The organism is Burkholderia pulmonis (assembly GCF_984667975.1).
Genome location: NZ_OZ480188.1, coordinates 1 through 22,572 on the forward strand (window position 1 = coordinate 1; position 22,572 = coordinate 22,572).

20 protein-coding genes are annotated in these 22,572 nt (G+C 65.6%); 8 read left to right on the top strand and 12 right to left on the bottom strand.

Going from position 1 to position 22,572, the window contains the following annotated elements:
* The gene (locus AC5LXK_RS31885; RefSeq protein ID WP_493394605.1) at positions 1-1,317 is read left to right on the top strand and encodes a replication initiation protein; all 1,317 of its coding nucleotides are present in this window, start codon (positions 1-3) and stop codon (positions 1,315-1,317) included.
* Between the two features lie 93 nt (positions 1,318-1,410).
* Here the strand turns inward: AC5LXK_RS31885 and AC5LXK_RS31890 are convergent, their stop codons facing one another.
* From AC5LXK_RS31890 to AC5LXK_RS31905, 4 genes are all read right to left on the bottom strand, one after another.
* A complete protein-coding gene (locus AC5LXK_RS31890) occupies positions 1,411-2,442 on the bottom strand; it encodes a ParB/RepB/Spo0J family partition protein (RefSeq protein ID WP_493394606.1) in 1,032 nt (343 codons plus the stop codon).
* Positions 2,435-3,130, bottom strand: a complete 696-nt coding sequence (locus AC5LXK_RS31895) for an AAA family ATPase (protein ID WP_006759638.1) — start codon at positions 3,128-3,130, stop codon at positions 2,435-2,437. The genes AC5LXK_RS31890 and AC5LXK_RS31895 overlap by 8 nt, the downstream gene beginning before the upstream one ends.
* Positions 3,131-4,948: 1,818 nt before the next feature.
* The gene (locus AC5LXK_RS31900; RefSeq protein ID WP_493394607.1) at positions 4,949-5,965 is read right to left on the bottom strand and encodes an AraC family transcriptional regulator; all 1,017 of its coding nucleotides are present in this window, start codon (positions 5,963-5,965) and stop codon (positions 4,949-4,951) included.
* Positions 5,966-6,093: 128 nt separating this feature from the next.
* On the bottom strand, positions 6,094-7,218 hold the full coding sequence (locus AC5LXK_RS31905; RefSeq protein ID WP_493394608.1) for an MBL fold metallo-hydrolase: 1,125 nt from the start codon (positions 7,216-7,218) through the stop codon (positions 6,094-6,096).
* An 83-nt stretch (positions 7,219-7,301) separates the two neighbouring features.
* Between AC5LXK_RS31905 and AC5LXK_RS31910 the strand changes: the two genes are divergently transcribed.
* Together AC5LXK_RS31910 and AC5LXK_RS31915 are read left to right on the top strand one after the other, a co-directional pair.
* The gene (locus tag AC5LXK_RS31910; RefSeq protein WP_493394609.1) at positions 7,302-7,955 is read left to right on the top strand and encodes a TetR/AcrR family transcriptional regulator; all 654 of its coding nucleotides are present in this window, start codon (positions 7,302-7,304) and stop codon (positions 7,953-7,955) included.
* A 190-nt stretch (positions 7,956-8,145) separates the two neighbouring features.
* Positions 8,146-8,637 (top strand): flavodoxin family protein, encoded by a 492-nt coding sequence (locus tag AC5LXK_RS31915; RefSeq protein ID WP_493394610.1) that lies wholly within the window; start codon positions 8,146-8,148, stop codon positions 8,635-8,637.
* A 98-nt stretch (positions 8,638-8,735) separates the two neighbouring features.
* On the opposite strand, the gene AC5LXK_RS31920 is transcribed toward AC5LXK_RS31915, so the two are convergent.
* The gene (locus tag AC5LXK_RS31920) at positions 8,736-9,320 is read right to left on the bottom strand and encodes a DUF2889 domain-containing protein (RefSeq protein ID WP_493394611.1); all 585 of its coding nucleotides are present in this window, start codon (positions 9,318-9,320) and stop codon (positions 8,736-8,738) included.
* Positions 9,321-9,972: 652 nt separating this feature from the next.
* On the opposite strand from AC5LXK_RS31920, the gene AC5LXK_RS31925 reads away from it, so the two are divergent.
* Together AC5LXK_RS31925 and AC5LXK_RS31930 are read left to right on the top strand one after the other, a co-directional pair.
* Positions 9,973-10,656 carry a ProQ/FinO family protein gene (locus AC5LXK_RS31925; protein ID WP_493394612.1) on the top strand — a complete coding sequence of 228 codons (684 nt, stop codon included), beginning with the start codon at positions 9,973-9,975 and terminating at the stop codon, positions 10,654-10,656.
* A 480-nt stretch (positions 10,657-11,136) separates the two neighbouring features.
* Positions 11,137-12,198 (top strand): DMT family transporter, encoded by a 1,062-nt coding sequence (locus AC5LXK_RS31930; RefSeq protein WP_493394613.1) that lies wholly within the window; start codon positions 11,137-11,139, stop codon positions 12,196-12,198.
* Between the two features lie 145 nt (positions 12,199-12,343).
* Here AC5LXK_RS31930 and AC5LXK_RS31935 read toward each other — a convergent pair whose 3' ends face one another.
* The 7 genes from AC5LXK_RS31935 to AC5LXK_RS31965 form a co-directional block, all read right to left on the bottom strand.
* On the bottom strand, positions 12,344-12,940 hold the full coding sequence (locus AC5LXK_RS31935) for a nitrogen fixation protein NifQ (RefSeq protein WP_493394614.1): 597 nt from the start codon (positions 12,938-12,940) through the stop codon (positions 12,344-12,346).
* 75 nt (positions 12,941-13,015) lie between these two features.
* Positions 13,016-13,441, bottom strand: coding sequence for a TOBE domain-containing protein (locus AC5LXK_RS31940; protein WP_493394615.1), 426 nt, complete (start codon positions 13,439-13,441; stop codon positions 13,016-13,018).
* A gap of 179 nt (positions 13,442-13,620) precedes the next feature.
* A complete protein-coding gene (locus AC5LXK_RS31945) occupies positions 13,621-15,129 on the bottom strand; it encodes an efflux transporter outer membrane subunit (protein WP_493394616.1) in 1,509 nt (502 codons plus the stop codon).
* A complete protein-coding gene (locus AC5LXK_RS31950; protein ID WP_493394617.1) occupies positions 15,126-16,106 on the bottom strand; it encodes an efflux RND transporter periplasmic adaptor subunit in 981 nt (326 codons plus the stop codon). Before AC5LXK_RS31950 ends, AC5LXK_RS31945 begins: the two co-directional genes overlap by 4 nt.
* 1 nt (position 16,107) lies before the next feature.
* Complete coding sequence (locus AC5LXK_RS31955; protein ID WP_059241095.1) at positions 16,108-16,320, bottom strand: DUF1656 domain-containing protein; 213 nt, start codon at positions 16,318-16,320, stop codon at positions 16,108-16,110.
* Between the two features lie 34 nt (positions 16,321-16,354).
* Positions 16,355-18,508 (bottom strand): FUSC family protein, encoded by a 2,154-nt coding sequence (locus AC5LXK_RS31960; protein WP_493394618.1) that lies wholly within the window; start codon positions 18,506-18,508, stop codon positions 16,355-16,357.
* Positions 18,505-18,984 carry a MarR family winged helix-turn-helix transcriptional regulator gene (locus AC5LXK_RS31965; protein WP_493394619.1) on the bottom strand — a complete coding sequence of 160 codons (480 nt, stop codon included), beginning with the start codon at positions 18,982-18,984 and terminating at the stop codon, positions 18,505-18,507. The genes AC5LXK_RS31960 and AC5LXK_RS31965 overlap by 4 nt, the downstream gene beginning before the upstream one ends.
* A 326-nt stretch (positions 18,985-19,310) precedes the next feature.
* Here AC5LXK_RS31965 and AC5LXK_RS31970 point away from each other — a divergent pair, with 326 nt between their 5' ends.
* Genes AC5LXK_RS31970 through AC5LXK_RS31980 form a run of 3 tightly spaced genes read left to right on the top strand, consistent with a single transcriptional unit; the run spans position 19,311 to position 22,556 of the window.
* Positions 19,311-20,171: an HTD2 family dehydratase gene (locus AC5LXK_RS31970; protein ID WP_493394620.1), complete on the top strand. Its 861-nt coding sequence runs from the start codon at positions 19,311-19,313 to the stop codon at positions 20,169-20,171.
* Between the two features lie 30 nt (positions 20,172-20,201).
* Entirely contained in the window at positions 20,202-21,365 is a 1,164-nt protein-coding gene (locus tag AC5LXK_RS31975) for an acyl-CoA dehydrogenase family protein (RefSeq protein ID WP_493394621.1), read from the top strand.
* A 12-nt stretch (positions 21,366-21,377) separates the two neighbouring features.
* On the top strand, positions 21,378-22,556 hold the full coding sequence (locus AC5LXK_RS31980) for a CaiB/BaiF CoA transferase family protein (RefSeq protein ID WP_493394622.1): 1,179 nt from the start codon (positions 21,378-21,380) through the stop codon (positions 22,554-22,556).
* The last annotated feature ends 16 nt before the right edge of the window (positions 22,557-22,572 follow it).

Here is a 22,572-nt window from a genome sequence, read left to right on the forward strand (position 1 = left end):
ATGCCGCGCAAGCCCGCAAGCAAAGGCTCAGACAAACAGGTTTCGCTGTTTCAGACACCCGAGCCTCCCGACTTGCTGCGCAAGGCGGTCCAGGCGATTCATATCGCACCCAAGTCGGGAAAGATCGGTTTGCAGCAGCGCAAGATGTTCAGCTCGCTGATCAAGAATGCGCTTCGGCAGGAGGCGTTCGAGCCGGGCCGGACGAGCTTCTCGATCTCGATCGCATCGTTGTCGCACGAGAGCGGGTTGAACAGCAACAACACGAAGTACGTGAAGGACACGGTCAACTCGTTGATCAGTACCGTCGTCAACTGGGACTACCTGGCAGCCGACCGATCGACGGTCTGGAAAGCGTCGGGCCTGCTTGCAGGCGCCGAGCTCGAGCAATCGGTGCTGAAGTACAGCTTCTCCGACCAGATTCGCAGCGAACTGCTCAATCCCGAAATCTACGCGCTGATCGATATGCGGATCGCGCGCGAGTTCCGGCGGTCGCACTCGCTTGCGCTGTGGGAAAACACGGTGCGCTATGAAGGAATCGGTATCACCGCGAAGATTCCGCTGCCGAAATTCCGCGACCTCATTCTCGGCCAGGACAAGGCCTCGCAGTCGTACAAGGAATACAAGCTGTTCAAGAGCAAGGTCCTGGTGCCGTGCATCCAGGAGGTGAACGAAGTATCGGATCACACGCTCGAGCTGATCGAACACAAATCCGGCCGCAGCGTGGAAGCCGTCCAGTTCAAGGTCACGCGCAAGCAGAGCGCCGATACGGTCGAAGACGGCGACGTCAAGAACGAAGCGCTGGTCGAGGAGGTTGCCAAGTTCGGCATTCCGCGTTCGGAAGCGCGCCGGCTGATCACGCAATACGGCGTGCAGCGGATCAAGGCGGCGATCGCCTATACGCTCAATCGGACTACGAAGAAGAATGCGGCGCCGGTCGACAACGTGGCCGCGTACTTCCGCAAGGCGCTGACGCACGGTTACACGCTGGCGGACGGACAGGGAAGCGAAGCGGCCGCACCGGCGAAGGAATCCGCGCAAAGCAAGCAGGAGCAGATTCGCGACAAGTATCTGGCGGCGAAGGTCGAGGAAGCCGGCGCGTATTTCCGCGAGCTGGAGATCGACGACCAGACCAAGCTGATCGAGCGTTACAACGAGACGGTGGCGGGTTCGAAGGACCTGACGCTGTCGCCGAAGAAGAAGGCGAGCAAGCTTGCGCAGACCAGCTTCTTCCGATGGCTCGCACTCGATACCTGGGGCGAACCGACCTCGGACGACCTGCTGGAATTCCTGCTCAAGAGCAGTCTCGCGGGCAACTGAACGAGGCCTCGCAGCCGGGATGTCGTTGGCCGGACGCAGTCGTGGTCCGGCTTCGCGGCGCAACCCGGAGGCGAGGCCTTCTGTTTGTGGTGCTTACTTTGGCGCGGCCGCGGCCAGATCCGCGACGTACGCGTCGATGACAGTCTTGAGCTTGTCGGCGAGCGCTTCCTGATGGGATGCATCGACGCCCTTGAGCTGCAGATCCAGACGCCCGTCCGGATAAGTCTTCAGCTGGCCGATCGCTCGCGATTCGAGCGCGAAGTCGTGGCGCACGCTGTAGCGCGTGCGGCCCGCCTTCTTGTTGCCTTCGCTCTGCGCACGCAGGAAATTCTCGAGATCGCGGACCGACTTTTTCCGGTCGATGACGGCCGTCAGCAAGCGGTCGGCCGTCGGCTCGCCCAGGCGTTCGAAGATCAGCTTCAGGAAGTACGCTGCCTGCAGGCCGACCACGTCGTTCGCGCTGGCCATCCGCTCCAGCAGCGTGTTCGGCAGCGCATTGAGCGACAGCGTCTTGCTGATCGACGCCTTGTCCTTGCCGATCTTTTCGGCCAGCGTGTTCTGGTCGGAAAAGACCTTCTCGTCGAGCAGACGCTTCCACGCGACCGCATCGTCGAAGATCGTCTGCCGTTCGTGGTCGTGATTCGCGCGATACGCGATCGTGTAGAGCTGCTCCGGCGTGTGATCCGTGCGGAACGTGGCGTTGATCGTCTCGTCGCCGTTGATGCTCGTCGCGCGCAGCCTGCGTTGCCCGTCGATCACGACGAGCTTGCCGGGAAACTCGGGGAGCCGCGTGACCTTGATCGGTTCGATCTGCCCTTCCCGTTTCAACGTCAGTGCGAGCTCGTGCAGGCTCGACTCCGAGTAGAACACCCGCGGGTTGAACGGGTTCGGGATGCAGTCCTTGACCAGCACCTTTTGCGGCGCGCCGAGATCGGTCGTACCGGCGGGCGCGGCTGCGGCCGGGGGGCTGACGGGCGCCGCTTCGGCAGCGGCAGCCGGTGCGGCCACCGGCTCGGGCAGCCGCGTTTCGAGCGCGGCATTTTCCTGCGCGAGCCCGCGCAGCAGGCCGGCTGCGAGATGCAGGTTGCCGGTCGGCTTCTTGTCTTTCGAGGTGTCCTTAGCCATGGGCGGCTCCGGTAGCGCGCGTCGACGCGATGTATTGGGCCATTTCCGTGACCAGCCTTTCGATTTCCGCGCGAGCTTCCTTCAGGCCCTTCAGGTATCGATTGTGGTGATGGATCGTGGTGCCGAGCGCGAACGTCTGACGATAGACCTCGCGTTGCGCGATCTGGCTGTCGAGCAGATGCTCCCCTATTTCTTCAGCTCTTAGAATTTTTAAAATTTCTTCACGCATTTTAGTTTTTCCATTGACACTATTCAGCATCAATGCGGAAGAAAGATTAGGGTTTCGAACGGCGCGCATCGATTCGATCATGCGGATCATCGCGACGGTGCTGTACAGGTCGGCCGGCGATGGCGACAGCGGCACCAGGCAGAAGTCGGCCACTTCGAGAACGGATGCAATACGCGGATCTTCGAGGTTGCCGGGACAGTCGACGACGATTACGTCGAAGTTCGCGTCCTGCTTCTTGATCTCGCCGCCGATGCCCCGACCGGCGGGGGCCAGCGAAAGCACCGTCATGGGCAGCGTGTTCTCGCCGCTCGTGACCCAACGGACGGAAGTGCCTTGAGGGTCGGCATCGATCAGCGCGACCTTGTTGCCGCCGGCTTCGAACGCGGCGGCAATGTTGACGGAGATGGTTGTCTTTCCAGTCCCACCTTTTTGATTACTGACGGCGATCTTGAAAGCCATTAAATTCCTCCACGGAGTTTTACGTAATATATGCAGTTATCGTCGAAATGTCCAGAAAGGCATTCGATGCGATGGAAGTTTTGATGATCAATGTGGTTGTCACGTGACAAGTGAGCCGAATGGCTAGCGTGCGAGTCGTGAATAGATATCTATAAAAATAGAATTCCTACCCATGGTTTGAAGAAGACATGTCGCGAGCCCAAGAAAATTCGACTGTTCCTACGTCAATAACGAATGTGACTTGTAGAGATCGAGTGACCAACGCTCCTTTGGCGCCTGAGAATCCCATCGCGAATCTGATTTATTGATGTTGCAGATGCGGTTGAAACGGGCAGTTGTCACGTGACAAGTCGCGGAAATCGATTCCAGGTGCGATGCGGTCGCGGGGAAAGTCGTTGATTCATGCGAAGGCTGGATTGCGAAGACATCACTTCAACGGCAGATATGCGATCGGTAGCAGGCGTGTCGCGAGATGAGTTGTCACGTGACAACCGGCACAGTCCTTAGCCGATACCAGCGACTGCGAAAGTCTCAAGAGACGTAGCAATTGAAGAATCCTGAGAGCAAGCCGGCCGGTCGACTTGAATGAAAGTTGGCGCCGATGACTTATCGCGTAATGCGGCTTGCCATTGGAGTCGGCTGGTGAGTTGTCACGTGACAACAGGGGGGCGGAATCTCGATAGCTCTAGCAACGAGGCGAAATGACGGCCGTTCGATTTACCCGTGGAAGGTGCGCCGTGGGGCGAGATAGAGAGGCATATTCGTTCTGCTTGTCAGAACCCACGCTCGCTGAGCGCCACTACGTTCCTGCGATGGCACATGATTGTCGTGCCGGTCGCAAGCGGCGAGAGCATCCGCAAAGAAGGAATTGTGGTGCAATGATGTGACCCTATTTAATGAGGTCTTCAAGATTCGTCGTTACTCATGCGCTGGCCAGCAGGGGAGGGGTGTGGTTCGATCGCCCGTATTCAGCCCGGTTGGTAGAGTGGAGCTGCCGCTGTATGCGCGTCCCGGCGCATTTGAGCCGTGATTTAGGCTGGATTCACGCGCCCAGGATCATGTGTTGACGCAAACGGGTCGGGTCGTGAAACATTTTCGAGAAATGGGGCATTCTTGTAAATCCTTGTCCAGCAATGACTTGCGCCATATTCTTCATGTTGTTTCACGCGAAATCGACGAAATCGCCTGCGGAAATGGGGGCGCATGACCTATTCGCTTCTGGCTCGTGTCGAGTGGCCCAGAGGTGGTGATATTTGTCTCATTTAATACGTGATTCGTAGTTTTTGAAATGCACCGGGGTCGTCGACAGATCACTGGGGGGCGATCTATTGCCTGATCGGTGCATCGTCGAGGCGATCGAGCCGCGAAACCAGCACCTGATGGACAGGTATTCGGCGCCAGTTGTCACGTGACAACGCACACGCAAGTCGCCTGATTCCTTGAGTTGCAGACAGAGCATCACGAGAAATTAACTCTCGGGATCTGCGGGCGGAAATTCGGAGTGCGCCGCCTCGATGCGCTCAAAGGGCGAAGCGAGATCGTTGCCCCGCCGAGGGTGGGCAGACTTGAGATGGTCCACCGATAGTCGATCGATGCGTGCAAGCCCGGGTATTCGGCCAATGTCGATGCACACCAGCCGGCGTTCGATATTCAAACGGATTGTTCCGGCAGATGCCGAGCAAACCATCCTCGGCCGGGAACAAGCACGCATCCTGCCGCGCCAGCTCGAGCCGATCCCGCACGTGACGAGCCAATCCACCCGGTCACGCCGAAGATTCCGCCAATCCGGCACGTTACTCGGCTACCGCCGATCCGTGATCAATAACTGGCCGCGATCGACAGAACGACGTCCGCTCTGCCGCGGAGGCTATCGATATCCCTCCGCGGCGAATTGCCGAACAACCGGCTGTATTCGCGGTTGAACTGGGTCGGGCTCGCATACCCGACCCTGAAAGACGCAGACGCGGCGTCGAGTCGCTCCGACAGCATCAGTCGACGTGCCTCGTTGAGCCGTATCCATTTCTGATACTGCAGCGGACTCATGCCGGTGAGCTGGCGGAAGTGGTGATGGAAGGTCGAACTGCTCATCTGAACCTGCGCCGCGAGATCGTCGACGCGCAGCGACTCGTCATAGTGGGCACGCAACCACCGGATCGCGCGCGACACGCGGTTGCACTGGCTGCCGGCGGATGCGATCTGCCGCAGGCGGGCGCCCTGGTCGCTCGTCAGCAGGCGATAGTAGATTTCCCGCTCGACGTACGGTGCGAGAACGGCAATGGCGCTCGGGTCGTCGAGCAACGCCAGCAACCGGTTCAGTGCGTCGTACAGCGGCTCGGTCATGTCGCCGACGACAAGGCCGCGGCCTGCCGGCGCATCGTCGTGATCCGGTGCGACCTGCATCATCAGTTCGGCCATGACGCGAAAATCGAGCTTGAGGCCGAGCCCAAGAAACGGTTTTTCGCGGCTGGCTTCGATGACCTGCGTCGATCCGGGCAGATCAAGTGACGTGATCAGAAAGCGGTTGGTGTCGTAGATATAGGCATCGCCGCTCTGCAAGACCCGCTTCGTGCCCTGAACGACGAGGCCGAAGCTCGGCTCGACCATGCACTCCATCGGCTCCGTCGGTGCTTCCCTTCGATGAAAGCTCAGATTGGGAATGGCGGTGGTGACGTGGTCGACACCCTCCGTCCATCTCGCGACGCGCTCGGCGAGCGTCTGCCGCAGCTCGCTCTCGCGGCTATCGCGGGGCGACCGGTGGTGTGCCTGGTTGAGTACAGCGATGGCGTCGTCGTCGTTTCGCTGGCCGGGAATGTATCGGACGGGTGCCGGATGCATGGTTTCTCTACTCGGGTAATCGGGTCGACGGGCACGCCGTCGACATGTTGGGGCTCCAGCAACGAAAACGCCTTCCGGAATCGCGGCATCGCCGCACTTCCGGAAGGCGCGTGCAGCGACTGTCGGATCTACTTCGTCGCCTGCGACGCGCAAAGCTGCCAGCGGCGCGATTTCGCTGCCGGCGTTGCCGCGTGCTCGTCGACCGTGCGCCACCACCGCTCGCCGCGATGGGGCGCATCGAGATCGACGCGCTCACCTATCCTGGGTGTCGACAACTCGACGCCGCGCACGATCGCCAGCGCCGTGACGCGCTCGAACGGCTCCTGCCAGCGATGCATCGCGAGATCGAACGTGCCGTTGTGGATCGGGATCAGCCAGCGTCCGCGCAAGTCGATGTGTGCCTGCACGGTCTCTTCGGGCTGCATGTGCACGTACGGCCATTGCGCATCATAAGCGCCTGTTTCGATCAGCGTGATGTCAAACGGCCCGAGGCGCTCGCCGATTTCCCGGAACCCGTCGAAATAGCCCGTGTCGCCGCTGAAGAAGATGCGCAGGTCGTCGTCGACGATCACCCACGACGCCCACAGCGTGCTGTTGCCGTCGAATAGGCTGCGCCCGGAAAAGTGCTGGGCGGGCGTCGCGGTCAGCGTCAGGCCGGCTACGTCCACGCTCTGCCACCAGTCGAGCTGGCGGACCTTGCTCGCATCGATACCCCATTCGATCAGGCGGTCGCCGACGCCCAGCGTCGTCACGAACACCTCGGTGGTGGCAGCAAGCGCGAGCACCGTATCGCGGTCGAGGTGATCGTAGTGATCGTGCGACAGGATCACGCCGCGCAATGGCGGAAGATCCGCCAGCGCGATCGGCGGCGCATGGAAGCGTTTGGGGCCGATGCGCCGAAACGGCGACGCGCGCTCCGCAAACACGGGATCGGTCAGCCAGAATTCACCGCGCAGCTTGAGCAGCAGCGTCGAATGGCCAAGCCGGTACAGGCTGCGATCGGGCGCCGCGTCGAGTTCCGCGCGGGTCAGCGAATCGACGGGCAGCGTGCCGGCGGGCACGGTATTGCGCGGCTTGTTGACCAGCATGTTCCAGGCGATCCCCAGCGTCTTGCCCAAGCCTTCGGCGGGACGCGGGGCGACATTGGCGAAGCGCTCGCCATTATGCTGCGGCGAACCGCCGGACAGCGTGCGGCCGCGTCGGGCGGCCGCAAAACCCAGAATGCGGTGAATCAAAACGAGAGGCGATGCCATGTCGGTTCGTCCGGTGAATAAAGTACACTGGACAGTGTAGTTTATTTTCAGGATAAGTAAACTGTCCGGTGTAAAATTTCCACATGGATACCAGCACTCCCCCCCAGCGCCTGACCGATCGAAAGCGCGCGGCCATCGTCGACGCGGCGATCGAGGAATTTCTCGCGGCGGGCTACGATGCGACCAGCATGGATCGCATCGCTGCGCGCGCGGACGTGTCGAAGCGCACGGTCTACAACCACTTCCCGGGCAAGGAGACGCTGTTCGCCGCGATCCTGAACAAGCTGTGGGAGGCGACGCGGACCGGCAGTTCGCCGAGCTATCGCGCCGACGTGCCGCTGCGCGAACAACTGCTCACGTTGCTGGACCGCAAAATGCGGCTGCTGAGCGACGAGGCGTTTCTTGCGCTCGCGCGCGTCGCGATCGGCGCAGTCATCCATTCGCCTGACCGGGTACGCGACATGGTCGAGCGTCTCGGCGAGCGCGAGGAGGACGTCACGGTCTGGGTGCGCGAGGCCGCGGCGGCCGGGTGCCTGTCGGTAACCGATCCGGTGTTCGCCGCGCATCAGTTGCATGGGGTGGTGAAGGCATTCGCGTTCTGGCCGCAGATCACGATGGGCCAGCCGCCGCTCAACGCGCAGGAGCAGCAGAAAGTGGCGGAATCGGCGGCCGACATGTTCCTCGCGTACTATGCGCGACCGTCCGACCGGGGCGCATCGCATCGCCCGCAGGATTGACCGCGCATCCGGATGCACCCGGACGTCGGTGCAAATCGAAACCGCCGCGATGCGCGCGGCACCGACAGGCGGGCAAACTGCCCGATCGGGGAAAACGAACGCAACATGACGCTCACACGTGACGACCGGGCGTCGAGCGGAAACCGGCGATGCCACCGGCGTACCTGAAGCCGAACACGAGCGACTACCGATGAAGACGTTGCTGATCGTCTATCACACGATGACCGGAGGCACGCAACAGATGGCCGAAGCGGCTGCCGGCGCGGCGCGTGAACAACCCGGCGTCGACGTCCGGCTGCAGCGCGCGGATGCGACGAGCCCGGACGACGTGCTGGCGGCCGACGCCTACCTGTTTGCGACGCCGGAGAATCTCGCGGCGATGTCCGGGTTGATGAAGGATTTCTTCGATCGCTGTTACTACGCGGCACTCGATCGCGTGAACGGGCGCCCGTATGCGGCGATGATCTGCGCGGGAAGCGACGGACAGAACGCGTTGCGCCAGATCGACCGGATCGCGACCGGATGGCGGCTGAAGAACGTGGCTCCTGGCCTGATCGTCTGTACTCATGCGCAGACGCCGGAGCGTATCCTCGCGGCGAAGACGATCGACGGCGACGCGCTCGCGCGCTGCGCCGAACTGGGGGCGGGCCTTGCCGCGGGCCTCGCGCTGGGCGTTTTCTGACGACCGGCGCCGCGGCCGTCGACGTGACGCAGGTCGATCCGCTGCTGCTCGAGCAGCACCGATTCCACGGACACGGAGCGGGTCGAATGCACGCAGTCCTAGCTGCCCTTCGCCGTGCCCGCAGGCTGGTGATATTCGGGCCAAAGACGTTTCACGAGATCGCGCGATGCGCCGTACGCGTGGCAACTGTCGATCTTGAGCGGCTTGCCTTCGCTGTCGCGGTAGTCGAGCGACGATCGCCGCATGCCGACCATCGTCTGATAGGCGGTGGTGGCGATCGGGCCGAGCAATTCCTTCAGGTGGGTGCAGGTGTCGCAGGACGGCAGGCGCTTGCGAACTTCGCTGTTCCAGCCGGCGCCGATGTTCAGCCCGACGAGCGCCTGCAGCGTGTCGCCGCCGCCCGGGCACTGCGCATACGGATGCGAGCGGATGAACGTGGAGACGGCCCGGACAACCATGTCGGCGTCGAAGACCAGCGTCACGCCGAGATCGTGGATCGGCGACAGCGCCATGACCGTCCGCGTGCCGCCCGGCGGCGTGAAATCGCTGGTCTTGCGGTCCGCGAGGCAGGCTGTCACTTCGAACAGGCCGTCGCTGCGGCGATAGCCGCGCATGTCGATCTGCCGATGATGAATCTCCTCGCGCACGATGCCGTCGTGCGAGGGGGTGTCGTGGGAAACCATGCATCCGCTCCGTTTCTTGTAACCGGTTCTTTTCGCTGGCAAACGGGAAATCGCCGGCTGACCGGGTGTGCAGTGAAACAGGCGAGAGACGCTGCCGACGACGTCGATCCGGCCATACTACGCACTTTCCGGTATCTTCGTCCGCCACGCGATCGATGCGTACGCAACGAGTCGCGCGCCGTGCGGGCGCCATCCAGGGGCGAGCAGGCTTCGCGTGACGTTGCGCCGATCCGGTGCGATTTACGCGCGACGCGGTGATGCGCGATGTCCGTCGCGCGGAAAACCGCACCTCAGGCGTCGGCGCGGACCGAGGCCCGGCCTGGCCCGATTTCCGCCGGCAGCCGCGAACGGCGTGACTTTCGGAGGCGTATCCCTATAATGCGCAACACGACCGCGCGGACGCATTTCCGGCTTGCCGAATCGGGCCAATGCAGACCGGCGAGTCAACCGGCCGCCGCGCGTACCGGTATACTTCCACTCCTGCCTTGTCCGGCATCGTGGCCGGGTGCCTGAAAACAGAGTGGCGTGCGCGATGCGGCCCCGTAGTGTTCCGCATCGGTGGCAGACGGGCTGCACGTATGGCGGCGAAGTTTTTGTGCCGCGCGGCATGGCCGCACGAACCACACCTTATATTCCTGGTGGATTGAATTTTATGGGTTTTGAACAACTTGCCGAATTGCGGGCGCAGCTCGCAGCGAAGGCCAAGCAGGAGCGCAACGCGAAGCGGCCGGCAGCGCCGGCGGACACCGGCACGAAGCCGAAGTCCGGCGACCAGCCGCCCCGTGGTGCGAAGCCGGGTGCCGGCGCCAAGCCGCAGCAGCGTGCGAAGCCTGCTTCGGCGAAGCCGTCGGCGCCGGTCGATCCGGTTATCGTCGCGATCGGCAAACTGCAACGGAAGTTTCCGCGCGCGTTCCCGAAGAATCCGGCCCCGAAAGTGCCGCTCAAGGTCGGCATCTGGGACGATCTCGCACGTGAAGCGCAGGCCGTCGGCCTCAGCGAAGCCGAACTGCGCGAAGCGATGTCGACGTGGTGCCGTGGCAACCGCTACTGGTCGTGCCTCATCGAAGACGCGGTGCGTGTCGACCTGCAGGGCAACGAGGCAGGGCGCGTGACGCATGACGATGCAGCGCGTGCGCGCCGCCTGAAGTCTCGCCGCCCGGGCAAGGGTGCGGCACAGGCAGCCAAGGGTGCGCCGCAGCAGCCGAAGGCCGAGCAGCCGGCCGAGGCCGTTGCCGCGCCGCAACCGGCGGAAGTCGAAGCGGAAGCGAAGGTGCGAACCGACGCCACCCCGCAGGTCGAACAGCAAGCCGAGCAGCAAGCGGCCGGCAACGAGTAATCCTCGCCGCGCTGCGGCCGACCGCACGACGCGTCCCCGCCTGCAGCGCACGCAACAACAGACCGGCCTGCCTCGCCAGAGGCAGGTCGGGACTGCCTCCGCCGGCGTCTGAGCTACCGGTCACTCCCTCCTACATCGAATTGATCACGCGAATGGACGAAGAACGTTCGTCGAGTGATGCCGCGCGCAATACGTTTCCGCTTTTTCGTGTTCGTCAAAATGATTCGTATGCCTTAATACATATCGGTTCCATTCATATATTTCGTTTTCCGAAATATATGAATGGAAAATCACCACCTGTCGCGTGAACGATCCCGGCCGGACGCCGTGACATGATGGCGCGCGATAATCGCGACTGGATCGTCGGGCCATCGGCAAGTCGGCCGGCGCGATGCAGCTTGCATTCCGAAAGGTAACGGCTGCCGGCCGCGGGCACACCCGAAGCCACGCCCAGTTTTCAACGTCAATTCAAACCGGATCATGAACTCGAGACATTCCGCGATTCTCGTCGCGCTCGCCGCCGCCGCGCTGTTCGGTGCCGCGACTCCGCTCGCCAAGGCGCTGGTCGGCGCGATGTCGCCGTTCATGGTTGCCGGCCTCTTCTATCTCGGCAGCGGCGTCGGGCTCGGCATCGGGATCCTGCTTCGTGGATGGCGCAGCCGTCGCGCGCCGGCTGCGGATGCCGCGCCGCTCCAGCGTGCCGACCTGCCGTGGCTGGCCGGCGCGATCGCGGCGGGCGGCGTGGCCGGCCCGGCCTTGCTGATGCTCGGGCTGTCGAGCACGCCGGCGGCGACGAGCGCGTTGCTGCTCAATCTCGAAGGCGTGCTGACGGCCGTCATCGCATGGGTCGTGTTTCGCGAGAACGTGGATACGCAGATATTCCTCGGCATGGTCGCGATCGTCACCGGCGGCACGCTGCTGTCGTGGACGCCGGGCCGGGCCGGCGTGTCGGTCGGCGCGCTGCTGATCGTCGGCGCATGCCTATGCTGGGCGATCGACAACAACCTGACCCGCAAGGTTGCCGCGAACGACGCGATGGTCATCGCGTGTATGAAAGGACTGATCGCGGGGCCCGTGAACATCGGCATCGCACTGGCGACCGGCGCGACGCTGCCCGCGATACCCGTCACGGCCGCGGCGATGCTGACGGGGCTCGGCGGCTACGGCATCAGCCTCGTGCTGTTCGTCGTCGCGCTGCGTCATCTCGGCAGCGCGCGCACCGGCGCGTATTTCTCGATCGCGCCGCTGTTCGGCGTCGTGTTGTCGCTGTTGATCTGGCCCGCGTTGCCGCCCGCGACGTTCTGGATCGCTGCCGCGCTGATGGCGCTCGGCATCTGGCTGCACGTCCGCGAACGGCACGAACACACGCATGCGCACGAGCGGCTCGCGCATACGCATCGGCATCGGCACGACGAACATCACCAGCATACGCACGACTTCGCGTATGACGGCGACGAACCGCACACGCATCCGCACGTGCATCTGCCGATCACGCACAGCCATGCGCATTTTCCGGACATTCATCACCGGCATCGGCACTGACGGCACGATGCGGGACGGATGATACGCATCGCAAGGTCACCGTTTATGGGATGGCGACCGGCGGGTGGCCGGCACCGGATGCCGGTCGATGCGTGTTCTCTGGCTGGCGATGCGATGAATCAGGTGCGGGCGGCGCGAGCCGCTGTCATGACCGTTGCGTGTGAGGAAAGCAGAAGCCGAAATCCTCGCAGCCCGGGCATCCCGGTGCGGGCCCCGGGGGCATGCCGAGCGATGCGGCCACTTCCTGTGCGAGGAATTTCTTCCAGCGGAGCGGGGTGACGTTGCGTGCGGCGAGCGCAGGAAAAAAGCGATCGAGCATTGCCGATACCGCATCGCGCCCGTCGAGCCCGAGATCGCGCCACAGGTGATCGGGGCGCAGGCACGCATGCGCGATGATCGAGGCGAGGCAGTCGGCATCGTCGCGCGCGACCGCGGGATTCGCGTCGTCCATCAACCGTGCGTGCAGTGTCGCGACGAATGCCGAGTGACTGGCGGGCAGCAGTGCCAGCGCGACCGTCGGCATGAACGCAGCGGTGTCGGTGGGGGGCAGGTGCGGAAATTGCCGGGCGAGCAGGCCGGCGAACCGGGCAGGAGACAGGCCCAGCAATGAAAGTTCGTTGCGGCACGCGCGTGCCGCAACGAGTGCGCCGAACAGGCGCGCATCGGCGGAGCCGGCGTGGGCCGCTGCCGACAGCAGCGACTGCAACGCCTGTTCATGCGTGCGACCGGACGTGGCCGTCATCGCGCGCATCCTGACGACGATCGGGCCGCATGCCGGTGCGGCGCACGACGGATCGTCATCGTGATCGTCACGCGATCACTCGACGCCGACGATGACGCTCGATGCCTTGAAGATCGCGGCGGCGGCCGTCCCGCTCGCGAGGCCGAGGCGATCGACGCTGTCGTTGGTGACGATCGCGACGATTTCGGCGCCGCCTGCGGCCTTGATCACGACTTCCGAGTTGACTGCGCCCTTCGCGACGGACGCGACGGTGCCCGCGATGCAGTTGCGTGCCGACACCTTGCTGCTGTCGACGTCGACCATCACGATGACCGACGATGCCTTGACGAGCGCGAACGCCTTCGTGCCGGCCGCGAGGCCCAGCGATGCTGCGCTGCCGTGGGTGATCACGGCGACGATGTCGAGGCCGTCCTGCGTGCGGAGCGTGATTTCGTCATTGACGGCACCGGGCTTGACGGCGCTGACCTGGCCGGCGAAATGGTTGCGTGCGCTGGTTCGCATGATGACTCTCCGAGTGATGCCGCTGCCGGAGCGGCAACGGTAGATGAATGAAAATGCATCGACCAGTTTACCGTCAACGCGGGTGCCCGTCGCGCTCCGAATGCTATGGCGCGAATCAGGAAAACCCGCCACCACAGGGCATTTCGCCGCACCTGCGTTATGTACTTGAGGTAATAACGCTACCGTGACGATGTGCTGCCGGCGGGTGTCGCGGCAGCATTCGCGGCGGCAGGGCGAACGTCCTGTGCCGCCGCCGTGCCATCGCCATCCCAGCCGCCGCCGAGCGCGAGAAAGAGTCGTACCTGATCGGCCGCGACCTGGCCTTCGGCCGCCGCGACCTGCGCGCGTACACCGGTGAGCGTGCGCGTCGCATCGAGATCGGAAATGAACGATTCGCGGCCGGCAGCATAGAGACGATGTGTTTCGTCGGCGGAACTGCGCGCCGATTCGTAGGCCGTGCGCAACGCATCCGTGCGCTGCACGTCGGCCGCATAGGTCGCGAGGCTGGACTGCGTTTCGCGCAGCGCATTCAGCACGACGCCGTCGAAGTGCGCGAGCGCGCCGCCCGTCGCGGCTTCCGCTTCGCGCACGCGCGCACGCTGGCCGTTGACGGGGAACGACCAGCTGATCAGTGGACCGAACGACCAGCGATTCGTCGTCGACGAGAACAGGTCGGCTGCGACGCCGACCGAGCCGGCCGACGCACCGATGCTGATCGACGGATACAGCGCGGCGGTCGCCACGCCGATGCGCGCGGTCGCGGCGGCGAGCTGCCGCTCGGCCTCGCGCACGTCGGGGCGGCGGCGCAGGAGCGCCGCGCCGTCGCCGATCGGAATCGGCTGGCGCAGCGCCGGCAGGCGCTCGCATTCGGCGACAGCCTTCGGCAGGTCGGCCGGCGAGCGCGCGAGCAGCGCGGCGAGCTGGTATTGCGCGACCTTGCGACGGCCCTCGAAGCGCGGGATGTCGGCGGCGAGGGTGCGGACCTGCGTCACGCCGCGCGTCACGTCGGTCTGGTTGCCGCGTCCGGCATCGCGCAGCCGCTGCGACAGTGCGACGCGCTGCTTCTGCAGCGCGAGCGACTGCTTCGCGATCGCGAGCTCGTCGCCGGCCGAGCACGATTCGACGTACGCACGCACGACGTCCGCGACGACCGTGATGCGCGCGAGGTCGCCCGCGGCCTTGACGGCGTCGCTGTCCGCGCGCGCAGCTTCGACGCCGCGCCGCAGCTTGCCGAACAGGTCGATTTCGTACGACACGTTGATGCCGACCGTGCCTTCGTTGACGACCGGCAGCTTGTTTTCAAGCAGGTATTGCTCGGCCGATTCCTGCGCGCGCTGAACGGCGGCTTCGGCGCCGCCCGAGAATCCGCCCTGTTCGTTCGCGACTTCCAGCGCAGCGCGCGAACGCGCGAGGTTGGCCGCGGCGACGCGCAGGTCGGTGTTCGACTTCAGCGCATCGCGCACGAGTGCGTCGAGCACGGGGTCGTCATACAGTTGCCACCAGTTGCCGGGCACCGCGTCGCGCGATACCAGCGTGCCGTTTGCATCGTCGAGCGCGTGATTCGCGAGCGGCGCATTCACATAGGCTTGCTGCGGCAGCGTGTAGTCGGGGCCGACGGACTTGCACGCGCCGAGTGCGAGCGCAAGCGGCGCGAGCGCCGCCGCGAGGCGCAGATCGTGCCTGTTCATTGCGATGCTCCCGCCGCGCTCGCGACTGCCCCGGATGCCGTAGAGACCGGCGCGGCCACGGAGGCCGCGCTGGCACCGGCAGCCGGCTGCGCGTGGTCGTGGCGGCGCGTATCGTCGCCGCGCATCGACACGGTGGCGGTGCGGCCCGCGATCATCCGGAAATCGTCGGGCACCTCGTCGAGCACGACGCGCACCGGCACGCGCTGCGCAAGCCGCACCCAGCTGAACGCGGGGTTCACGTTCGGCAGCAGGTTCGCGCCCTGCGTGCGGTCGCGATCCTCGATCGCGGCGACGATGCTTTGTACGTGGCCGCGCAGCGTATGCGGCTCGCCCATCACGATGATGTCGACCGGCTGGCCGATATGGATGCCGCGCAGCTTGGTTTCCTCGAAGTAGCCGTCGACGCGGAACGAATTGCGGTCGACCACCGACAGCACCGCGCGGCCGGCCGGCACGTATTCGCCGACGCGCGGCGCACGGTCGTTCAGGTAGCCGTCTACGGGACTCACGATCGTCGTGCGCTGCAGGTTCAGCTTCGCGGTGTCGAGCGACACCTGCGCATCGGCGACGCTGGCCTCGCCCTGTTCGACGCGCGTGCGGCTTTCCTCGACCTGCTCGCTCGCGACCAGGTTGCCGAGCTGCAGGTTGCGCGCGTATTCGCGCTTCGCCTGGGCCAGCGTCGCGCGGCGCTGCGCGAGCGTCGCTTCGGCAAGCCGCTCCGCGAGCGTGTAGCGCGCCTGGTCGATCACGAACAGCACCTGGCCGCGCCTGACCTCCTGGTTGTCGGCGACCTGCACCGCCGTGATGAGACCCGACACGTCCGGCGCGACCTGGATCACGTCGGCGCGCACGTGCCCGTCGCGCGTCCACGGCGAGAACATGTAGTAGTTGATGATCCGCCACAGCACGAGGCCGGCCACGACGACGACGATCAGGGTGAGCAGGATTTGCCCTGCCGAGAGCCAGGTTTTTTTCACGTTAGGTAGCCACGAGATGGTGGGAAGCGATCACGACGGCGGCAAGCACGAACACGTAGATGCCGAGGTCGAAGATCGAACGGTGCCAGACGAGGCGGTAGAAGCCGACGCGCTCGAGCACCGCGCGCACGACGATGTTGATCAGGTAGGCGATCAGCATCAGCACGAGCGGAGCCGGCACGAACACGCCGAAGATGTCGATTTCGCCGATCATGGTCGCGGTTGGAAGGACAGGGTGGAAAGCCGGATCATGCGTGCGCTCCGTCCGGTGCCTGCGGCGCCTGCCCGGCCGCAGCCGGATACAGCGACAGGCGCAGGCCGACGAGCGCATGCAGCGTGTCGCGCAGCCGGCGATGCGTCGCGGGCGTGGTCGGTGTCGCGGGGGCAGCGGGGGGCGTGCCGTCGTCCGTCGGGGCCGGTGCCGCGGAGGCGCCCGGCAGGTTGTGGCCGGCCACGCGGTGCAGCGCGTCGTCGATCGTCGCAAGCAGCGCGGGCGGTGCCGGCTGGCGCGCGTTCGCGGTCGCGCAGCGCGTGTAGTGATCGGTGACGCCGGCCAGCACGCGATCGATCGCGTCGGGCACGTCGCCCGACAGCCGGCGGCGCGAGCGGCGCAGGTCGAGCGCATTCAGCGCGATGCGCAGGTCGCGGAAACTTTCGATCGACGGGTGGCGGTGATCGTCGGACGCGCCGAGACGCGGCAGCAGCTGCGTGACGCGGTCGAGCATCCGCGATGCGTGGTTGCGCTGGTCGTCGAGCGGCTGCGTCGACGCGGAGCGTGCGACGTCTTCCCAGCCCGAGCGCAGCAGGCGCCGCACCGCGAGCTCCGCGCCGAACGGCCGCGTCGCGCGCGTCCACACGTACGCGAACAGCAGCCCGGCGACGCCCGCGAGGTTGCTGTTCAGAAACACGAAGAAATCGGCCTCGTATGCGCTCTGGATGCTGATGAAGGTGGCCGTGTTCACCGCGACGAGCATCGTCACCATGTTGAACTGCGGGCGCGGCAGCAGCGTGCCGATCAGGATGAACGGGCCCGCGAACATCAGCACGAGCATCGCGAAATCGTGTACGTGCGGCAGCACGACGAACAGGTAGAGCCCCGCGAACACGACACTCGCAGCGGTCGACAGGAAGAACTTGAACACCAGCGGCGCGGGCTCGTCGAGCGCGGCGAAGAAGCTGCACGACACGGCCACGAGCGTGACGGCGGCGGCGCCGTCGTGCCAGCCGGACGAGATCCACAGCCAGCACGCGAACACGATCGCGAGCACGACCGTCAGCGTCGAGAATGCCATCATCCCGCGATCGAAGAAGCGTTCGGTGCCGCCGAGCCGCCAGTGCCGGTAGCGCGGCTGCCACACGCCCGATTCGTTCGCGATCAGCGCGCGCAGCGAGCGGCAGTCCTGCCAGATGTCGATCACCTGGCGCAGCCGCCACAGCGCGTTCGACATCAGCGCGCCGTCCCAGCTCGCGAGCGCGCTGTCGGGCGGCTGCAGCGCGGCGATGCGCGCGCGCAGGTTGTCCGCGACCGGATCGTGGGTCATGTCGCCGTCGGTGCCGGTTTTCACGGCCGGCAGCGGCGCGTCGAACCACTTCGCGGCATCGGCCAGCAGCGCGTCGAGCGCGGGCGGGCGCACGTGCAGGTCGCGCATCAGCGCGATCAGCGGATCGGCGAGCGACGACATCAGCGGCAGGAACAGCTGCATCCGGCCCGCGAGCGCCTGCGCGCGCGCGAGGATGCGCGGGTGCGCATGGTCGTAGCCCAACTGGCTCAGCAGGAACTCGAGGCCGGTGATCGTCGCGGCGAGCCGCTGCCGGCACGCGGACAGCGCCTTGCCGGCGAGGTGCCCCGACAGCGTTTCGCGGCCGTAGAACGCGGCGTCCTTGAACCACGCGTCGGTGCGCTCGATCAGCGTCGGCGCGAGCCGGTTCGGGAACACCGCGCTGCCGACCACGCTCGCGCACACGATGCCGAGCACGATTTCCTCGGTCCGCGCGATCGCGACGTCGAACACGGTGGACGGATCGGTCACGGTCGGCAGTGCGATCAGCGGCATCGTATAGCCGGCGAGCATGAACACGTAGCTGCGCGCGGTGCGGTCGGAGATCGCGAGGTAGAGCAGCGTGCCGCACCAGGTCGCGACGATGATGCTGAACAGGAGCGGCGTCTCGACGAACGGCGGCACGAAGAAGATCGCGGCGGCCGCGCCGAGCGCGGTGCCGAGCGCGCGGTACAGCGCCTTCGAGCGCGTCGCGCCGACGAACGGGTTCGACACGATGTAGACGCTCGCCATCGCCCAGTACGGGCGCGGCAGCTGGAAATACAGGCCGAGGTACAGCGCGAGCATCGACGCGGCGAACGTCTTGCCCGAGAACAGCCAGTCGCGAAGGCTCGGATAGGTCATGACGCGGAGTCGTCGGCGTGGAAGGTGCGCGTGGCGGGCGAGTGCGATTCGGACGCATTGAACGCGTCGAGTACGCGCAGCGTCGTTTCGAGATCGGCGCGCGAAACGCCCTTGAGCACCTGCGCGCGCAATGCGCGCAGGTCTTCTTCCATCTTCGCGGTGACCGCGCGGCCGGCGGCCGTCAGCGAGATCGTTTTCGCACGGCGGTCGTGCGGATCCTCGTCGCGGCGCGCGAGGCCGGCCGCGCACAGCTGGTCGAGCAGGCGCACGAGCGACGGGCCTTCGATGCCGACGTGTTCGGCGAGCGTGCCTTGCCGCACGCCTTCGCCGAGACGCCCGGCGATCAGGAGCGGCGTCGCGCAGGCTTCGGACACGTTGTACGCGTTCAGCACGCCGTCACTGGTGCGGCGCCACTTGCGCGCGGACGTCACGAGCAGGCTGCTGACGGCGAGACGGAGGTCGTGCAGGTTGGTCATGGGCGAGATGATAGGGGCAAAAACATTCGATAGCAAACTATCGTTTTTTGTCACCCGGATGACATGTCGCTCGTGGCGTGGCCGGTCCGTCTGAAGCAATTTAGGCGGCGTGCCGGCGGCGGTCAAGCTGTAAGGTTGGCGGCCGGAAGCCGCGCGCGGCCGGCGCGGCGACTATATTGAATAGTCAGACGAGAATCGTCCGGCAGGACGGAGCAGCGCCGCGCGCGTTAAGCAAATTCGAAGCCCCGGTTCGGGAAAGCCGACTTCGCGAAACGGTGCGCGGCGTGCATATTAGGGCCATGGCAAGCACACCGGAGACGCCCCACGTGTCGACCTCATCCCCGCAGTCCCCCGTCCCCGCGTCGCTCGACGCGTGGCTTGGCAAGACCGAAACGCTCGGCGACGACATCACCGCGTTCCCGCTGAACGCGCTGGCCGCCACGCTCGACCGCCCGCCGCCCGGCGACGTCGTGCCGCCGATGTGGCACTGGCTCTACTTCCTGCCCGTTGCGCCGCTGGCCGAGGTCGGCCCCGACGGCCACCCGAAGCGCGGCGGCTTCCTGCCGCCCGTGCCGCTGCCGCGCCGCATGTGGGCCGGCGGCCGGCTGACGTTCCATGCGCCGCTGCGCGCGGGGCAGCATGCGACGCGCGAATCGACGATCGCGAACCTCGAGGACAAGACGGGCCGCAGCGGCCGGCTCGTGTTCGTGACGGTGCTGCACCGGATCGAAGCCGGCGGCGCGCTGTGCGTCGAGGAAGAGCACGACATCGTCTATCGCGATGCGCCGCAGCCGGGCGCGAACGCACCGAAGCCGGTCGCGGCGCCCGCGGGCGAAACGTGGTCGCGCATCGTCACGGCCGACGCCGTGATGTTGTTCCGCTATTCGGCGCTGACCTTCAACGGCCACCGCATCCACTACGACCGCAGCTACGTGACGCAGGAAGAAGGCTATCCGGGGCTCGTCGTGCACGGCCCGCTGATCGCGACGCTGCTCGTCGATCTCGTGCACCGCGAACGGCCGGACGCGACGCTCGCGAGCTTCGCGTTCCGCGCGGTGCGCCCGACCTTCGACGGGGAGCCGTTCACGCTGTGCGGCAAGCCATCGGAAGACGGTCGCACGATCGAGCTGTGGGCGAAGGACCGCGACGGCTGGCTGACGATGCAGGCCACCGCGACCCTCGCCTGACGCGCTTTACTTCATTCATCGACGACGGACATGCAGACAACGCAACACGACCCGTACCAGGACATCCGCGAAGCGGTGCGCGACCTGTGCAGCCAGTTTCCCGGCGAATATTTCCGCAAGATCGACGAAGCACGCGGCTATCCCGACGCGTTCGTCGACGCGCTCACGAAGGCCGGCTGGCTCGCGGCGCTGATTCCGCAGGAATACGGCGGCTCGGGCCTCGGCCTCACCGAGGCATCGATCATCATGGAGGAGATCAACCGCTCGGGCGGCAACTCCGGCGCGTGCCACGGGCAGATGTACAACATGGGCACGCTGTTGCGCCACGGTTCGGCCGGGCAGAAGCGCGCGTACCTGCCGAAGATCGCGAGCGGCGAGTTGCGCCTGCAGTCGATGGGCGTGACCGAGCCGACCACCGGCACCGACACGACGAAGATCCAGACGACCGCCGAGCGGCGCGGCGACCGCTACGTGATCAACGGGCAGAAGGTGTGGATCTCGCGCGTCCAGCACTCGGACCTGATGATCCTGCTCGCGCGTACGACGCCGCTCGCCGACGTGAAGAAGAAATCGGAGGGGATGTCGATCTTTCTCGTCGACCTGCGCGAGGCCGTCGGCCGCGGGCTGACGGTGCAGCCGATCCCGAACATGGTCAATCACGAGACCAACGAGCTGTTCTTCGACAACCTCGAGATTCCGGCGGAGAACCTGATCGGCGAGGAAGGGCAGGGATTCAGGTACATCCTCGACGGGCTGAACGCGGAGCGCACGCTGATCGCGGCCGAATGCATCGGCGACGGCTACTGGTTCATCGACAAGGTGTCGCAGTACGTGAAGGAGCGCGTCGTGTTCGGCCGCCCGATCGGGCAGAACCAGGGCGTGCAGTTTCCGATCGCGCGCGCGTTCGTGAACGTCGAGGCCGCGAGCCTGATGCGCTTCGACGCCGCGCGCCGGTTCGATGCGCACGAACCGTGCGGCGCGCAGGCGAACATGGCGAAGCTGCTCGCGGCCGACGCGTCGTGGGAAGCGGCGAACGCCTGCCTGCAGTTTCACGGCGGCTTCGGCTTCGCATGCGAATATGACGTCGAGCGCAAGTTCCGCGAGACGCGGCTGTACCAGGTCGCGCCGATCTCGACCAACCTGATCCTGGCCTACGTCGCGGAGCACATCCTCGACCTGCCGCGCTCGTTCTGACGGAGGCCGACGATGAGACCACTCGACGGCATCAAGGTGATCACGCTCGAACATGCGATCGCGGCGCCGTTCTGCACGCGCCAGCTCGCCGATCTCGGCGCGCGCGTGATCAAGATCGAGCGGCCCGGCAGCGGCGACTTCGCGCGCGGCTACGACGAACGCGTGCACGGGCTGTCGTCGCATTTCGTCTGGGTGAACCGCTCGAAGGAAAGCCTGACGCTCGACGTCAAGCAGCCCGACGCGGCCGCCGTGCTGAACGCGCTGCTCGCGGATGCCGACGTGCTCGTGCAGAATCTCGCGCCGGGTGCGGCCGAGCGGCTCGGCCTCGGCTACGACGCGCTGAAGGACACGCATCCGCGCCTGATCGTCTGCGACATCTCGGGCTATGGCGACGACGGCCCGTATCGCGACCGCAAGGCCTACGACCTGCTGATCCAGAGCGAAGCCGGGTTCCTGTCGATCACGGGCTCGCCCGGGCAACCGGCGAAGGCCGGCTGCTCGATCGCGGACATCGCGGCCGGCATGTACGCGTACACGAACATCCTGAGCGCGCTGCTGATGCGCGGCCGGACCGGCACAGGATGCCGGATCGACGTGTCGATGCTGGAGAGCATGGTCGAGTGGATGGGCTATCCGCTCTACTACGCGATCGACGGGCAAAGCCCGCCCGCGCCGTCGGGCGCGTCGCACGCGACGATCTGCCCGTACGGCCCGTTCGCGGCCGGCGACGGCAAGACCGTGATGCTCGGGTTGCAGAACGAGCGCGAATGGAAGCTGTTCTGCGAACAGGTGCTGCGGCAACCCGCGCTCGCCGACGACCCGCGCTTCAACGCGAATTCGAAACGCCATGCGGCGCGCGAGGCGGTCGATGCGCTGATCGTCGCGGCCTTTTCGACGCTGACGGCTGCCGACGTGATGCAGCGCCTCGACGCGGCCGGCATCGCGAACGCGCAGATGAACACGCTCGACGACGTGTGGCGGCACCCGCAATTGAACGCGCGCGAACGCTGGCGCAGCGTGGATACGGCGGCCGGTCCGGTGCCCGCGCTGCTGCCGCCCGGGCTGCCCGGCGGCGTCGAGCCGCGCATGGATGCGGTGCCGGCGCTCGGCCAGCATACCGATGCGATCCTCGCCGAACTCGGCTACGACCGCGCGCATATCGATGCGCTGCGCGCGAACGGCACGATCTGATTCCGCTTTCACGACC

Excerpts from the sequence above, each read along its gene's own strand:
- AC5LXK_RS31920 (WP_493394611.1), bottom strand. The coding sequence starts at position 9,320 with ATGGTTTCCCACGACACCCCCTCGCACGACGGCATCGTGCGCGAGGAG.
- AC5LXK_RS31975 (WP_493394621.1), top strand. The coding sequence starts at position 20,202 with ATGCAGACAACGCAACACGACCCGTACCAGGACATCCGCGAAGCGGTG.
- AC5LXK_RS31965 (WP_493394619.1), bottom strand. The coding sequence starts at position 18,984 with ATGACCAACCTGCACGACCTCCGTCTCGCCGTCAGCAGCCTGCTCGTG.
- AC5LXK_RS31980 (WP_493394622.1), top strand. The coding sequence starts at position 21,378 with ATGAGACCACTCGACGGCATCAAGGTGATCACGCTCGAACATGCGATC.
- AC5LXK_RS31885 (WP_493394605.1), top strand. The coding sequence starts at position 1 with ATGCCGCGCAAGCCCGCAAGCAAAGGCTCAGACAAACAGGTTTCGCTG.
- AC5LXK_RS31890 (WP_493394606.1), bottom strand. The coding sequence starts at position 2,442 with ATGGCTAAGGACACCTCGAAAGACAAGAAGCCGACCGGCAACCTGCAT.
- AC5LXK_RS31905 (WP_493394608.1), bottom strand. The coding sequence starts at position 7,218 with ATGGCATCGCCTCTCGTTTTGATTCACCGCATTCTGGGTTTTGCGGCC.
- AC5LXK_RS31910 (WP_493394609.1), top strand. The coding sequence starts at position 7,302 with ATGGATACCAGCACTCCCCCCCAGCGCCTGACCGATCGAAAGCGCGCG.
- AC5LXK_RS31955 (WP_059241095.1), bottom strand. The coding sequence starts at position 16,320 with ATGATCGGCGAAATCGACATCTTCGGCGTGTTCGTGCCGGCTCCGCTC.
- AC5LXK_RS31895 (WP_006759638.1), bottom strand. The coding sequence starts at position 3,130 with ATGGCTTTCAAGATCGCCGTCAGTAATCAAAAAGGTGGGACTGGAAAG.
- AC5LXK_RS31945 (WP_493394616.1), bottom strand. The coding sequence starts at position 15,129 with ATGAACAGGCACGATCTGCGCCTCGCGGCGGCGCTCGCGCCGCTTGCG.
- AC5LXK_RS31915 (WP_493394610.1), top strand. The coding sequence starts at position 8,146 with ATGAAGACGTTGCTGATCGTCTATCACACGATGACCGGAGGCACGCAA.
- AC5LXK_RS31960 (WP_493394618.1), bottom strand. The coding sequence starts at position 18,508 with ATGACCTATCCGAGCCTTCGCGACTGGCTGTTCTCGGGCAAGACGTTC.
- AC5LXK_RS31900 (WP_493394607.1), bottom strand. The coding sequence starts at position 5,965 with ATGCATCCGGCACCCGTCCGATACATTCCCGGCCAGCGAAACGACGAC.
- AC5LXK_RS31925 (WP_493394612.1), top strand. The coding sequence starts at position 9,973 with ATGGGTTTTGAACAACTTGCCGAATTGCGGGCGCAGCTCGCAGCGAAG.
- AC5LXK_RS31930 (WP_493394613.1), top strand. The coding sequence starts at position 11,137 with ATGAACTCGAGACATTCCGCGATTCTCGTCGCGCTCGCCGCCGCCGCG.
- AC5LXK_RS31935 (WP_493394614.1), bottom strand. The coding sequence starts at position 12,940 with ATGACGGCCACGTCCGGTCGCACGCATGAACAGGCGTTGCAGTCGCTG.
- AC5LXK_RS31940 (WP_493394615.1), bottom strand. The coding sequence starts at position 13,441 with ATGCGAACCAGCGCACGCAACCATTTCGCCGGCCAGGTCAGCGCCGTC.